We start from the raw sequence: 13,593 nt of genomic DNA on the forward strand, positions 1-13,593 counted from the left end.
AGGCCTGCTTAGCGGGCATCTGGTTTTTTATTAAATATCCATTTTATTTAACAAGCGAAGAAACGTTTGTAATTCTTCATCCGTAAAATGGCTAAGCTTTTCACCGTATTCTTTAGTGAGCACTTTTTCCATTTCTTCTGCAAACGCTTTTCCTTTATCCGTAATCGATAAGTAGACAACGCGGCGGTCTTTTTGACTGCGTACGCGCGTGACAAATTCTCTTTCCATGAGACGGTCGCTGACGCACGTCATGCTGCTGTTTGAGATGTGCATATGCTCGGCAATCTCAGAAACGATATGATTGCCTTCTTTATACAGCAGGCGAAGCGCTAAAAATTCATTTAAAGGAATATATGATTTTAAAGTGGGGATAACCGATAGCTGCATTTTTTTCGTTTGGTTTCGCATCGTGGAAACCACATTTTGGATAAGTTGATCTCGTGTATTCATAGAGGTTGCATGCTCCTTTTTCCGTTCAAACAATTCTTTTTCTTTTCTATTGTACCATATTGTACATAAAGAGAAGCGGCAGGTTTTTTAGAGGGAAAAAGAGAAGTAGTAGGTATCTGTTGCGATAGAAAGGGGCTTGAGTGATGGGAAAGGTAATTGAATTTAAAACGACGCTGCTTCCTTTTGATGGAGCAAAAAAGCTTGTGAACGCAAATAATTCGGAAAGTGACTTACTATACAAAGAATATTATGACCTTGGAGACGGCAAGCAGCTGTGCACACTTGTGTTTGAACGCTATTTTTTCCGCACCGGCGGCAGAGGATCACTAACCATTATTCTAGAAAATGTGTCGGGTCCAAACAAAGTTAAGTGTATTCCTTCAGGAAGCGCAGAAGGGGTATTAAATATTGACTGGGGAGCAAGCAAAGATTTTGTACGATGGGTCGAAAACGCACTGTCTGCTTATACGCTAGAAGAACCGCAGAGATAAAGGTAAAGCTGGAGAAGGCAATACGCTTCTTCAGCTTTTTTGTGAAGGAAATGACGATTAGAGAAATGAAAAGATGCAAAAGCTACTGTAGAAATAAGAACTTTATGTGGACAATAATCATTTTTTCTCTTTTTACCGGATAAATGAGTATAATATGAAATTGCAGGAAGACTTCACATTTACATAACAAAGGAGAACAACATAATGAAAAAACTCAGCATCGTATTATTCGTTTTAATGATAGCTATAGTAGGCTGTTCAAAGGCAAATGATTCACGTTCAAAAGAAGTAAAAGGAACGATTGAAGTACCGGAATCCATTCAAGCAAATGAACAAGTCAAGCTTAAAGTCCTTGTGACGCAAGGAGATAAAAAAGTGGAAAACGCCGATGACGTGCAGTTCCAAGTTGAAAAAGAAGGCTACATCAATCAAGAAATGACAAAAGCACCGCACGAAGGAAAAGGTGTATACAGTACGGACTATACGTTTAAAGAAGACGGCGAATATATGATTACCGCTCATGTTACGGTAGATGGTGACATGAAAATGTTTACGAAAAAAGTAGAAGTAGGTAAGTCTAAAGAGTAGTACCTTATATAGCCATTTAAAAAGAGAATGCCTTGTGCATTCTCTTTTTTTCATAAGGTCGCTTCTTCAATGTCTTTTACCGCCAGCACAAAATGGTTTAATTTTTTAATCATTTCGTTTCTTCCTAGACAGTAAACCAAACGTTAGGAAACCTATGTTAAAATTAGGATAATAACAGTAATCTTATTCAACTAACGGGACAGTCAAGTTGAACAAACCCTTTTTTCTAAAAAAGAATATTCTCTTTCCTTAGGGAATTAACAATTGGGGATGAAAAGAATGAACCATTTTCTGAATCAAATTGCCAAGGACTTAACTAATACGAACGTAGAAAGGTATTGGCCAAATTTTGAACTTGTTGCCTATGCATTGTACGACCAAAACAGTGTATTCCTGTTCAATCATCCTAGGTATAATGACATTCCTCCTAAATCATATGAAATTTTAAAACGGGACGAGCAGTTTGTGGGAAATACGCTTATTCTATTTGATGGCTATCCTACGGCTATTGCTGATATGGAACTGTACGATGACTATGAAGGACTTTTTTCGATATTGGTTCACGAATTATTCCACGGAAATCAATATGTAAAAGGGGAAAAACGCTTTCCTGATGAAATGCTGGGAATGACCTATCCCTTAACAAAAGAGAATGTAGAAATTCGAAATCGGGAAAGAAAAAATCTTTATAATGCATTGTTAGAAACTGATATCAGTAAAAAGAAGCAGTATTTGAACGAATTTATCAGCCTAAGGGAAAAAAGGACAGAAGGAATAAAAGAGCATTTAACATATGAAAACTTAATTGAATCTGTTGAAGGACCTGCCTGGTATGTTGAAATAAAGGCTTTTTCAGAAAAATCTTCGCTCGCTAATGATTTGATTTTAAAAAAATATGGGAAAAATCTAATAGACGTAGTTGAATCCACTTCCAATATAAGGCGGAGCTGTTATAGTTCAGGCTTATTTATGTGTTTGCTGCTGGATGAATTGTCACCTGATTGGAAGGAAAGTTTTTTTGATATTAATGTAACACTATTTGATTTAATTAAACGTCTTAATATTGTCCCTCGAAAACAGGCAATTGAAGATGTTCAAATAAGCCATGAAACAGAAGAAGCAGTAAATTTTGCTGTTGAATCAAGGAAGAAAGAACTTGATGAATTCGAAGCACAGATAGGAACCCATCTTTTCATTGAAGGAGAAATCATTGCTGTATCCTTTGATCCAATGAATATCATCCCTTTGGAAGGCAGGTTATTACATAAAAATTATATAAAAGTAAGGATAAATAACCAAGAATACCTTATTCAACAACCATCCCTTGCCTATTGTGCGGTTGGATTGAAAAATATAAATAAATTACTTATCGTATTACAGGATAAACCATTGGAAACGGGTGATTCACTTTTCATCACTGGTATTGGAGAAATAAAGGGTCAGTATGAAATACAAAAAGATACGATCAATTTGGTTGTTAATTAGATTGTAAGGACGCAGTTTATAAGAAGCGGGGTCCCTTATATAATAAAGAAAACTCGCAAATTTCTACTGCGAGTTTTCTTTTGAACCTCTATAACATAGCAATAATATTTATGAAAACAGCCTTTTTTAAGAAGGTCGCCTTAATCTACGTAGTTCGACAGCTCAATCAAATTGTAATCAGGATCTCTTATGTAGACAGAAACGATCGGACCTAAAGCACCTGTACGTTTGACCGGCCCTTCTTCAATGTTTACATTATGTTTTTGTAAATGATGGATTATGCTTTCGATCTTTTCTTCTGTAATAAAACATAAATCAGCGGAACCTGGAAGAGGATGCTTTGCTTTAGGCTCAAATTCATGCCCTGCTTGATGTAAGTTTATTTTTTGATCACCAAAACGAAGCGCTACTCTTCCTTCTCCGAAAGTTTCTTTTTGCATGCCTAAGATAACCGTATAAAAGTGAATGGTTTTTTCAACGTCTTTTACTGTTAACACAAAATGGTCTAGTTTTTTAATCATTTCGTTTCCTCCTAACAAGGTACACTTTTTTCTTCTGACGGTAGGGTAAGTACTGGGTGAGATCTGAGAGGTTTTTCTATACATAAGTATATCATTTGTAAAGTGGAGAATAGCCAGAGACAGCTTTATGTTCATTTTTAGTTCAAAAGAGCGTTTTATAAATAGCCTGTTTTAAAATATTATGGTTTTACACAATTAAAGGTTTGTGGAATTTTATGTTAATATTGGATGAAGAGTAGCATTTATTTTAATAACTTATTCGGGAAAGTTTGTTGATTAAATATGTTAAAAAATTTAAATACATATAAGGATGGAGATGCTCGTATGTCTATGGGGATTCTTTCTTTAATCACTTTTGTTATCTGGTTTGTAGCCATTCAAGAGTTTTTGAAGCCCGAAAAGAATCAGAGTAACCGAAAAATAATGATGTTAACATCCGCAGGCTCCTTGCTGACGTTAGTTTTGACCATTTCACTTTTTCAAACGCTATAAAAATACCTTAAAAAGCGTTTTTTCGTCTGCTACAAGAAGCGTAATACATGCGGCCCTGAGTTCTTCCGTGGTTGTATGATTTGGTTTTCAGAAAATGATGAGGAAGGGGAGAGTAGAGATTGTGAAGAGGAACTACACATTACTGTTTTATTTTCTGTTTGTATTGTCAATGATAGGCGGCCTAGCGTTAAGAGATACGTTTTCCTATTCAATGATGGTTGGAGGCGGAATAGGGCTCACCTTTCTTTTTTGCTCCGCTTATTCTGCAGAAAAAAAGAAAAAGAAGCATGTGAACTGATGGTTCGCATGCTTCTTTTTTTATGTTTTTTTGTACGACTATCTTATTTATAAATGGTGGACGGAATTTTAAACGTATGAATGCCGTTAGAATACGGGCCGTACTCATACTCACCAAATATAATAGCAATGCCGCTACTTGTATAGTAAAACTGATCGTCTTTTAAATTTACAGACTTAAATTCATTAACCCAGAACTGAGCACCTTTTTTATTACGCGCAATCATTTCATTCCGGATATAGTTATTAACTTTATTCAACTTCGTATTATTGTTAATAATATCTTTTAAGCTAATTTGTCGAGCTTTTAACAAATCGTAATTGTAAGTATCAATCCAAGCGTTGCCGTGAACGCCGCCAGCGTACGCATCATTCGTAACAGCAACACTTAAAATATTATCTTGGTTGTAAGGTACAGAGTATGTCATATTACGAGAATAAGGACCTGGCGTCCAGCCGTTTTTGCGGTCTTCCTTTTCTTGTTCTTTTAGCTCGTTATGTTCTTTTTGTGCTTCTTTCGCAATATTTAAGAACTTTCGATTATAGCTAGCTTCAAATGGTTTATTGATAAGAGCAGATACCTGAGGGTAACTAATGTTGCTTGCTAAAGATTTCTTCGTAACTGTTACCCCTAAGGCTTGAATTTTGTCAATAGGGGCTTTTTCATACTTAATACTTGATGACTTTTGAGCATAGGTACCCTTTGATACCCCATAAAGACCACCAAATTTGCTAGATTCAGAATACACGCGGAATACTTGCCCTTTTGTCACTTTTCTAGCCGCTGCTAACTTGTTGTTTTTTATGTTGTAAAGATTCGTGTTCTTTAAAACGGTAACGCGTCCTATTTGCCCTTTAACCAGTTCCTGATTCCCCCACACGACTTTTGCTTCTGCAACTGTTTGCGGAGCAAGCGGTGAAAATAACAAAGCAAAACCTAAAACAACTGCGCTAACCCTTTTGAACCTTTTCATAAAAGCCCCCTAAAGTGATTTTTGTAGGTTTTAAAACTAATACATACTTTATTTTCCAAAAAAGCTCATTCACTAGTATAGCACAACTTTACATTTTTTTACTTTTATTAATTCCTTTTTACGTAATTATTTTTTGACTTACTTTTATTAGAAAAAATAGACCAGCACTTACCACTTTATGCCTTCAGTAAAAAGAAGAAAAAAGTCAGTTATTTACCCTGGACTAAAAAAGTTTCCTGTGGTAAACTTTCGGTATTATTATAAGTGAAAACTAAAATTTTTAAATAATTGATGCAGACAGGTTCACTTTTCTGCTTAAGCAGAATAGCCTATTACAAATCAACGAGTATATTTTTTTACCTTAAAAGTTGGTCTAATGAAAAAAATATAACCTTGTATAAAAAACAAGAAGGGGTGAAAAATAGATGGCTAGTGTAAAAAATTCTCCGCTGTCTACATTTACGACAGGTGAAACGGTGCAGCTAGAGCGAATTGAAATCGAAGGTGCCTTAAAGCGTCGCTTGTTAGATTTAGGGTTTATTCCAGGAGCCATCATCAAAGTGCTTCAAAAAAGCCCGTTGGGAGATCCTGTTGCTTATCAAGTCAGTCATACAACGATTGGTCTCAGAAAAGAAGAAAGCTCAAAAATTTTTGTAAAAAAAGTAGGTGACGACGGTGAGTGAGTATCGCATTGCATTAGCAGGAAATCCGAATACAGGAAAAAGTACGTTATTTAACGGGTTAACCGGTCTTAAGCAGCACACGGGAAACTGGACGGGAAAAACCGTAGCCAAAGCAGAAGGGACGTTTGAACATCACGAGCAGCTCTACACAATCGTCGATCTGCCTGGAACGTATTCACTTTATTCAAATTCGGCAGACGAAGAAGTAGCGCGCGATTATATTTTATTTGAAAGACCTGACGTGACGGTTGTTGTGGTCGATGCAACGGCGATGGAACGAAATCTTAATCTAGCTCTGCAGGTAATGGAAATGACGGAAAACGTCGTGATTTGCGTGAACTTAATGGATGAAGCAAAGAAAAAAGGAATTGTGATTAATGAAAAAAAGCTGGCTGAATCGTTAGGGGTACCGGTTGTGCCTATATCAGCTCGCAATAAAAAAGGGATTACGAATTTGCTGGATGCGATTGAAGGAGTCGTGCGCGGGCAGGTAAAACTTAACCCTTACCAGGTGCAGTACACAAAAGAAATTGAAGCTTCGCTAAAGGAGCTAGAACCTCAAGTTGCTTCTATTGTGGGAAATCAATTTCCTCTCCGCTGGATTGCTTTACGAGTTCTTGATGGAGACACCTCGTTTTTAGAAACAATTCAGCAGCATCAGCAGCAAGATATCAGCCACACAGAAAGGAGGAACAGCGCATATGGGAAATCCGTTAACTCCTGAAAACTCATTAGCGATGGAACAGCTAACGCGCTATGCGCAGCAGGCAAAAGAAAAAGATCATCGTTCAAATATGGTGGCAAGCATTTATCAGTCGTCACAGCAAATATGTAAAAAAGCCGTTGTGTACCAAGACCGCTCAAAGCTTCAGCGCACGGAGAAATTGGATAAAGTCTTCACTTCGCCAATCTGGGGCTTTCCGATTATGCTTGGTATTTTATCGGTCATCTTTTATATCACTATAGCAGGGGCAAACGTTCCTTCTGGATTAATTGCAGAAGGGTTCGGCTGGGCGGAAGGATATTTAACAGCTTTCTTTCAAGCGATGCATGCACCAGAATGGATGCACGGAATTCTTGTATTAGGGCTGTTTCGCGGTACGGGATGGGTCATTAGCGTGATGCTGCCTCCAATGGCCATCTTTTTCCCGGTGTTTGCGCTTTTAGAAAACTATGGCTATTTGCCTCGCGTCGCGTTTAATATGGATCGTTTGTTCAAACGAGCGGGCGCACACGGCAAGCAGTCACTGACGATGGCGATGGGATTTGGATGTAACGCCGCAGCGATTATGTCAACGCGTATTATTGAATCACCCCGTGAACGTATGATGGCGATTTTAACGAATAACTTTGTTCCATGTAACGGCAGATGGCCTACGCTGATTTTGTTAGCTTCTTTATTTATGGCAACAGGCTTTACAGGAAGCGCTAAAACATTCGTAACGGCGCTTGTGGTAGTGGGAACCGTGTTATTTGGAATTGTTGTGACGCTGTTCGTATCATGGGCACTGTCTAAAACGGCGCTGCGTGGAGTACCAACCCACTATACGCTAGAGCTCCCGCCTTACCGTAAGCCAAAATTTGTAGATACAATTGTGCGTGCGACGCTGGATAAATCGCTGTTCGTGTTAAAACGCGCGATTATTGTTGCAGCACCCGCGGCGGTGTTAACGTGGGTATTGGCTAATATCTATATTGGCGATACGAGTATTTTAATGCACTTTGTTCAGTTTCTTGATCCGTTTGCCAAGACGCTAGGACTAGACGGGTATATATTAGCTGCTTTTATTATTGGCTTGCCCGCTAATGAAATTGTTGTACCGGTTTTACTGATGGCGTATTTATCAACGGGCTCATTAATTGAAATTGAAGATGCAACAAGACTCAAACAAATTTTCCTTGATCACCACTGGACGTGGCTAACGGCTCTTAATATGATGCTGTTTTCGCTTCTGCATTTTCCGTGCGGAACAACGCTTGTGAACATTTATAAAGAAACCAAAAATGTTAAGTGGACGTTTCTTGCTTTTGCGATTCCAACAGTGATTGCGATTGGGGTTACGTTTGCGGTTGCTCAAGTGGTAAAAGCGTTTAACCTTATTTAAATATGAAATAAACGTGCAGGGCTTTGCGAAAAGTCCTGTATTTTTTATGAGTAGTCAATGAGATAAAGAGTATGATAGGGTGAACTTGATTGCTATTTGTTAGGTTAAATGGTAATTTGTATGATATAGATTTGCTTAATGCGCAAAAGAGATTAATAGAAAAAAGCGCCAATGAAATGCTAAAAGGAGGCTGACGGTGGGGATATTTTTTAATAAAATAGATTCAAACAAGAGGAGTAAGTATCAAACAAGGCTGTATTCTTGCTTCACTGTTCTCATCATAATCAATGTGATTAACAGCTGGTTTCTCGAGTGGCTGTGGCTTTATATCACCACAAGTAGCGTTCTTGTTATACTAGTGGTATTCCTGCTCAAAACACCTAAACGTGATTTAGAGAAAGAGTGGAAGCAGCTAGAAATAGAGAAAGACGAGGCTTTTGAAAACAGAGTCAATTTGATGATGATGAATGGCCGAAGTGACGTTCAGGCTATTAAATACATACGAAAAGAAAAAAATCTCGGTTTGCTTCATGCGAAGCAGTATCTTGACCGTATTAAAGAATCCAAGGAATAATAAAAACGACTTCTAGAAAGGATAGAGGGCTCGGTTTTGAAGTGAAAAGTAACAAATAGCATATCACAAAAACAGATTTTTTCGCAGGCTTTTCGGTATTAAAATAACCAAAAAGGACTATCAAATGATGGTCCTTTTCGCTTAAATGCCTAATATCGAAATGTACTCGTTATTTTTACACTTTTCAGTTATCCAAGTTTGGAATTCGCTGATAACTTGAACTAAATCACTAACATTTTGGTTGAGGTTTTCTTTGAATTTTTTCTCCGTGCTGTCCAGATAGAAAAAACCGATATGCTTTTTTAATTCATCAGCTTTTGGATTATCCATTAAAAATAATTTAAGGTTTTCTAGTTCCTCTACAATCAACTTCCAAGTCACTCGGCTTATCTCACTCATTCCCCAAAGAGAATATATTTTGTAGTGTTTTTCAATCGCACTGGAAAAGTAAGTGAATGTTTTATCTGTGAAAAATATTGATTCTTTAGTCCAGTGTTCACCTGTGTATTTTCCAGGTTTTATTTCCACATAACAAGTCCCCTGTAAGAAGTCTAAATCACGAATAATTTTAATAGGTTCTGTCAAATTCGTTCCTCCCAATAGTAATTATCTAAGTTAAATAATATTTTTATCACATCAATAGTAGTAACAATTCAGAAGCTTATTCTAGCATGATTTTCAAGTGCATGACATTAGTCCTTTCCAACTTATTAGTATGCTGATTTATAGACTAATTACCGATATATCCTGCAAAATCAGCAAAACTAAAAGGTTCAAACCACATGTAGTTTGAACCTGAAATTATGACGATATTTAAGTTTTTTACTCTTAATCCAATCCTTTATAAGAAGCAGAGGTCGTTTTTTAATAGGCGGTTTACTTTTTCTCGCCAACCGTCACTTTTTTCGTAAACATCTTCATGTCGCCGTCTACCGTCACGTGAGCAGTAATCGTATAGTCACCGTCTTCTTTAAACGTATAGTCCGTGCTGTAGGCGCCGTTACCTTCGTGTTTTGCATCAATCATTTCTTGATTAATATAGCCTTCTTTTTCAACTTGAATTTGTACAGCGTCTGCGTTTTCTATCTTTTGGTCTCCTTGTGTAACGAGCACTTCGATAGAAACTGGTTTATTGGAGTGAATGGTTTGGAGCACTTGAATTTCCCCTTTAACTTCCTTTGACCTTTGATCATTTCCTTTTGAACAGCCGACCACGGCAATGACTAAAATGATCAGCAGCATGCTAAGCTTTTTCATAACTGTCTCCTTTTATATAGCCTAAACAATAGGGTGGATAACCAGCCTCAACTGTTAATAGTACCTTTTTTTGGTTTCTGAATCATGTATAAAATCATTTCAATGATAGCGACTATCACTAAAGAAATACCGAATAGAGGCATCATTATACCTAAAACGACCATAAGCACAATAAATCCAATTGAAACCTGATGGGATGTTTTAGGCGGTGGTGAAAAACTCTTTTTTCTCTGACGCGATAGCCACGTTTTTATTCCCCAAAAAATAACGAATAAAAAGGCTAGACATACGGTTAAATTGATTACTTTATTTGGCCAGCCGAATAAATGTCCTTCGTGCAAAGGGATTCCCCATGTGAACCATTTTGCTAGAATTCCATAATCATCGTAGCTTACTTTTGAAAGCAGCTTTCCGCTATATTGATCAAAATAGGTTGTCATTTCATCATAAGGGCTTACATCTAAACCTGTTACGCCCGTATTGCTTCCTTTTGAAACTGTATAAACACCATCTTGACTCGTTGGGTAGACAATCGAATAAGGTTTTGAAATATGTGCTTTCTCCACTTTGCTCATTAATTGATCAACGCTTAGCATATGTTCATGATCTAGCATTCCCGCCATATTTCCCATATTTTCATGGTGGGCATGAGAATGCTCGGATGCAGGGGCTTCGTTTTTTCGTGTCGCCCAAGGAATTTCACTCATATCAGAAGTTGGTGGCTGCTGCTTTAGAGTCGGAATTCCAATAGAAGGATGATTTTGTGCAGCCGAATAAATAAAGTTCCCCATAAATGCTGACCAAGGCAAGCCTGTAAAGATGATAATAATCATTGGAATAGTGATGATAGTGCCAACTAGTGCATGCAACTTTCTATTTTTCTGCCGCTTACTATCTGCTTTGTTCTTCTTTAATAATTTTCCTTTAAATGTCATATAAATCCCTGAAACCATCAAGAAAATAGCCCAGCATGCAGCTAGTTCTACTAAATAGTTTACAACGGTTCCTCCGACAAACAGGGAGCTGTGTACATTTCGCATAACATTTGAAAAGGTATAGGATGCATTTTGGCTGCCGACGATTTCGTTGTGCTTGTCCAAGAATACATACTTTTGGTCGCCTTCTTTATTGGTCATAGTCAGGCGTTTATTGTAGGGATCATCTAGTACAATGACTTTGGAAACTGAGTAATCCGGGAATTTTTCAGCTGCTTTTTGAATTCCTTCATCGATAGTCAGCTGCACTGCTTTTTCGCCATTTCCAAAGAATAAATGATCGTACGCTTTGTTTTCGACGTTTGTATAAAACAAATAACCAATTCCGCTTAGTGTTAACGTAATCAATAATGGCATAATAAAAAGCGATGCATAGAAGTGCCATCGCCAGAAGCGATTATAGTTGTTCTTCTTCAAAGTATACCCTCCAGTAAACGTATAAATATAGAAAAGGCTATTCCACATGCTGGTCAATCAGCTTTTCTATAAAACTCTATCACTGAAATACTAAAATAAAATCATCCGAATGAGTGATTTTTCAGCAGTGCCCGCTAAGAAGAATTGAACATTTTGTTACAAAGCGGTTTTTTTATAAAAATGCAGCGATTATTTCTATAAATTGTAAAATTAGGGGCGCGAGTATTTCAGGTGTTTTATTTGCTTTTTGATAAAGCGGATGGAAGACGGTGTTCACAAAATATCCCTTTTATTGACAAAAATCACTCGAAGGGGTGATGTAATCAAACGAAAACTATTTCTATACTAAAATTAACTAGACAAAGAAGGTAGCTGAACAATGAATTCTTTGTAGAAGAAAATACTAGATTGCAAAGGAGAAGGAGGAATGAAAAAGCTATACGCAGGTGTTCTTTTTTTTACAGCAGTGCTGTTTTTTAATTCACATCATATTTTCGCACAGGAAAATTTACAGTCTCTTATTGACGAAGCTAAACCGGGTGAAACTATTCATTTAAAGAATAAGGTTTATGAAGGGCCTATTACTCTCACAAAGCCCATCACTCTTACGGGAAGTGAAAAAACGGTGCTTCAATCTAAAGGGAAGAGCCCTGTGGTGACTGTAAAAGGGAAGGAAATTCACCTTAAGGGATTTAACATTAAGCAGCTTACCTCACAAAAAAAAGTTCCGGCTCTTGAAGTGAAAGGCAGAAAAAATTCAGCTACAAAATTAAAAATACAAACTACTTCACTAGGAATAAACTTAGATAATGTACATGATTCGATGTTCTCTCATTTGATTGTTAAAGGAAATCAGCAAGAAAACGGTGTGAATGTTTTAAACTCCACTAAAAACAAAATTGGTAATTTGCGTGTGTCTGAGGTGCTAGACGGTATTTACATTGAAAATAGCGATAGCAATACTTTTGTACAAAACACTGTTCAACATTCTAGATATGGCTTTCATTTGATGTTCTCAAATCATTTGTTTCTGTATCAAAATAGCTCAAAGCAAAATTATATTGGAGCTATGGTTATGGAAACAAGTAGAAGTATTATTAAAGAAAACGCTTTTACTCAAAATGCTCAAAACGTCAATTCATACGGTCTTCTGCTTTTTGATACAACGGATACAAAGGTCGTCAAAAACGATTTATCCAGTAACCGAATTGGAATAAAACTGCAGAGTTCAGCACGCAACAGCCTTACACAAAACAGCATAAAGACGAACTTCATTGGGATTCAGTTTGATGACGCATCTTCTAATATTGCCTCGACTAATATGTTTTTAGGCAATGTAAATGATGTACAGGCTATTGCAAGTAAAAATAATAACATGGATAAGAACTACTGGGACAGCTCTTGGAAGGTAGATGCTAAAAATAATGGTACCAGCATTATTCCATATAAAGCAGATCCTTTCTTTCTTAGCTTAACGAAAGAAACGCCAGAATATCAGATTTTCTTTCAATCTCCTGGAATGGTTCTTTTACAAAAGATGTTAAAAAGCCCGGACCAATTGATTTTATCCGATCGCTTACCGCTAGTGAACATTCCACACAAGCAATTAACACAAAATTTAAATTCAACTAGAGGACTTCTGCTAATGGGGATTGGCATGATTTTATTGAGTGCTCTATGTATCCAAATGGGGAGGAAAACGAAATGAAAAAAATAAGCTTACTTATGGTATTAGCAACAATCTTTCTAATAAGTGCCTGCGGACAAAAAATAGAGCCGCGAGCAATTAACGAAAAAACAGACACGTGTGCGGTATGTAACATGGCTGTAATGGATAATCAGTTTGCGACTCAGGTTGTGTTAGATAGCGGAAAGTCAATGATGTTTGATGATATTGGCTGCATGTACACGTGGATGAAAGAAAATAAAGATCAAAAAATTAAAGCGCAGTTTGTACGAGACTACCGTACGAAGGAATGGGTACCGTCTGAGGAAGCCAACTATGTATATGATAAATCTATTAAAACGCCAATGGCTTATAACGTTGTCTCGTTCGAAAGTGAAAAAGAAGCGGATAAATTTGCTGAAAAGTACGACACAAGTACCCTAACTTATGAGAAGTTAAAATCTCATAAGTGGGAAATGAACAAGAAGCAGATGAGCGATATGGATGGGGAAATGAAGCATTCTCACGATGAAAGCGGAGAAATGACAGAGATGGATGGCCACAGTCATCAATAAACAGTAGCTAGATAAAAGACAAC

At 37.1% G+C, this 13,593-nt stretch carries 16 protein-coding genes; 10 read left to right on the top strand and 6 right to left on the bottom strand.

What is annotated here, in order from left to right:
• Positions 1 to 30: 30 nt before the first annotated feature.
• Entirely contained in the window at positions 31 to 450 is a 420-nt protein-coding gene (locus ACRPLQ_RS04880) for a MarR family winged helix-turn-helix transcriptional regulator (RefSeq protein WP_016765035.1), read from the bottom strand.
• Between the two features lie 143 nt (positions 451 to 593).
• Here ACRPLQ_RS04880 and ACRPLQ_RS04885 point away from each other — a divergent pair, with 143 nt between their 5' ends.
• The 3 genes from ACRPLQ_RS04885 to ACRPLQ_RS04895 all read left to right on the top strand — a co-directional run bounded on the left by ACRPLQ_RS04885 (position 594) and on the right by ACRPLQ_RS04895 (position 3,014).
• Positions 594 to 941, top strand: a complete 348-nt coding sequence (locus ACRPLQ_RS04885; RefSeq protein ID WP_028414741.1) for a DUF6054 family protein — start codon at positions 594 to 596, stop codon at positions 939 to 941.
• A gap of 204 nt (positions 942 to 1,145) precedes the next feature.
• Positions 1,146 to 1,529 carry a FixH family protein gene (locus ACRPLQ_RS04890; protein ID WP_028414740.1) on the top strand — a complete coding sequence of 128 codons (384 nt, stop codon included), beginning with the start codon at positions 1,146 to 1,148 and terminating at the stop codon, positions 1,527 to 1,529.
• Between the two features lie 279 nt (positions 1,530 to 1,808).
• Entirely contained in the window at positions 1,809 to 3,014 is a 1,206-nt protein-coding gene (locus ACRPLQ_RS04895) for a hypothetical protein (protein ID WP_432235749.1), read from the top strand.
• Between the two features lie 140 nt (positions 3,015 to 3,154).
• On the opposite strand, the gene ACRPLQ_RS04900 is transcribed toward ACRPLQ_RS04895, so the two are convergent.
• Positions 3,155 to 3,535: a VOC family protein gene (locus ACRPLQ_RS04900; RefSeq protein ID WP_432235750.1), complete on the bottom strand. Its 381-nt coding sequence runs from the start codon at positions 3,533 to 3,535 to the stop codon at positions 3,155 to 3,157.
• A gap of 324 nt (positions 3,536 to 3,859) precedes the next feature.
• Here ACRPLQ_RS04900 and ACRPLQ_RS04905 point away from each other — a divergent pair, with 324 nt between their 5' ends.
• Complete coding sequence (locus tag ACRPLQ_RS04905; RefSeq protein ID WP_013058248.1) at positions 3,860 to 4,027, top strand: hypothetical protein; 168 nt, start codon at positions 3,860 to 3,862, stop codon at positions 4,025 to 4,027.
• A gap of 341 nt (positions 4,028 to 4,368) precedes the next feature.
• Here the strand turns inward: ACRPLQ_RS04905 and ACRPLQ_RS04910 are convergent, their stop codons facing one another.
• The gene (locus tag ACRPLQ_RS04910; RefSeq protein ID WP_432235751.1) at positions 4,369 to 5,298 is read right to left on the bottom strand and encodes a DUF3298 and DUF4163 domain-containing protein; all 930 of its coding nucleotides are present in this window, start codon (positions 5,296 to 5,298) and stop codon (positions 4,369 to 4,371) included.
• A gap of 425 nt (positions 5,299 to 5,723) precedes the next feature.
• Here ACRPLQ_RS04910 and ACRPLQ_RS04915 point away from each other — a divergent pair, with 425 nt between their 5' ends.
• The 4 genes from ACRPLQ_RS04915 (at position 5,724) to ACRPLQ_RS04930 (ending at position 8,660) form a co-directional block, all read left to right on the top strand.
• Positions 5,724 to 5,981: a FeoA family protein gene (locus ACRPLQ_RS04915; protein ID WP_033580146.1), complete on the top strand. Its 258-nt coding sequence runs from the start codon at positions 5,724 to 5,726 to the stop codon at positions 5,979 to 5,981.
• Positions 5,974 to 6,705, top strand: coding sequence for a FeoB small GTPase domain-containing protein (locus ACRPLQ_RS04920; protein ID WP_432235752.1), 732 nt, complete (start codon positions 5,974 to 5,976; stop codon positions 6,703 to 6,705). The genes ACRPLQ_RS04915 and ACRPLQ_RS04920 overlap by 8 nt, the downstream gene beginning before the upstream one ends.
• A gap of 13 nt (positions 6,706 to 6,718) precedes the next feature.
• Positions 6,719 to 8,086 (top strand): nucleoside recognition domain-containing protein, encoded by a 1,368-nt coding sequence (locus tag ACRPLQ_RS04925; RefSeq protein ID WP_432235844.1) that lies wholly within the window; start codon positions 6,719 to 6,721, stop codon positions 8,084 to 8,086.
• Between the two features lie 196 nt (positions 8,087 to 8,282).
• A complete protein-coding gene (locus ACRPLQ_RS04930; protein WP_048019402.1) occupies positions 8,283 to 8,660 on the top strand; it encodes a hypothetical protein in 378 nt (125 codons plus the stop codon).
• 141 nt (positions 8,661 to 8,801) lie between these two features.
• On the opposite strand, the gene ACRPLQ_RS04935 is transcribed toward ACRPLQ_RS04930, so the two are convergent.
• From ACRPLQ_RS04935 to ACRPLQ_RS04945, 3 genes are all read right to left on the bottom strand, one after another.
• Entirely contained in the window at positions 8,802 to 9,245 is a 444-nt protein-coding gene (locus tag ACRPLQ_RS04935; RefSeq protein ID WP_328133046.1) for a hypothetical protein, read from the bottom strand.
• Between the two features lie 291 nt (positions 9,246 to 9,536).
• Positions 9,537 to 9,917, bottom strand: a complete 381-nt coding sequence (locus ACRPLQ_RS04940) for a FixH family protein (protein ID WP_165636335.1) — start codon at positions 9,915 to 9,917, stop codon at positions 9,537 to 9,539.
• Between the two features lie 47 nt (positions 9,918 to 9,964).
• Positions 9,965 to 11,329, bottom strand: coding sequence for a PepSY-associated TM helix domain-containing protein (locus tag ACRPLQ_RS04945; RefSeq protein ID WP_165636336.1), 1,365 nt, complete (start codon positions 11,327 to 11,329; stop codon positions 9,965 to 9,967).
• A 427-nt stretch (positions 11,330 to 11,756) separates the two neighbouring features.
• On the opposite strand from ACRPLQ_RS04945, the gene ACRPLQ_RS04950 reads away from it, so the two are divergent.
• Both ACRPLQ_RS04950 and ACRPLQ_RS04955 read left to right on the top strand, forming a co-directional pair.
• Complete coding sequence (locus ACRPLQ_RS04950; RefSeq protein WP_367076956.1) at positions 11,757 to 13,037, top strand: right-handed parallel beta-helix repeat-containing protein; 1,281 nt, start codon at positions 11,757 to 11,759, stop codon at positions 13,035 to 13,037.
• Positions 13,034 to 13,570: a nitrous oxide reductase accessory protein NosL gene (locus ACRPLQ_RS04955; RefSeq protein ID WP_165636338.1), complete on the top strand. Its 537-nt coding sequence runs from the start codon at positions 13,034 to 13,036 to the stop codon at positions 13,568 to 13,570. The genes ACRPLQ_RS04950 and ACRPLQ_RS04955 overlap by 4 nt, the downstream gene beginning before the upstream one ends.
• The last annotated feature ends 23 nt before the right edge of the window (positions 13,571 to 13,593 follow it).

The organism is Priestia sp. TRN 1309 (genome assembly GCF_050846875.1).
GTDB lineage: Bacteria > Bacillota > Bacilli > Bacillales > Bacillaceae_H > Priestia > Priestia zanthoxyli.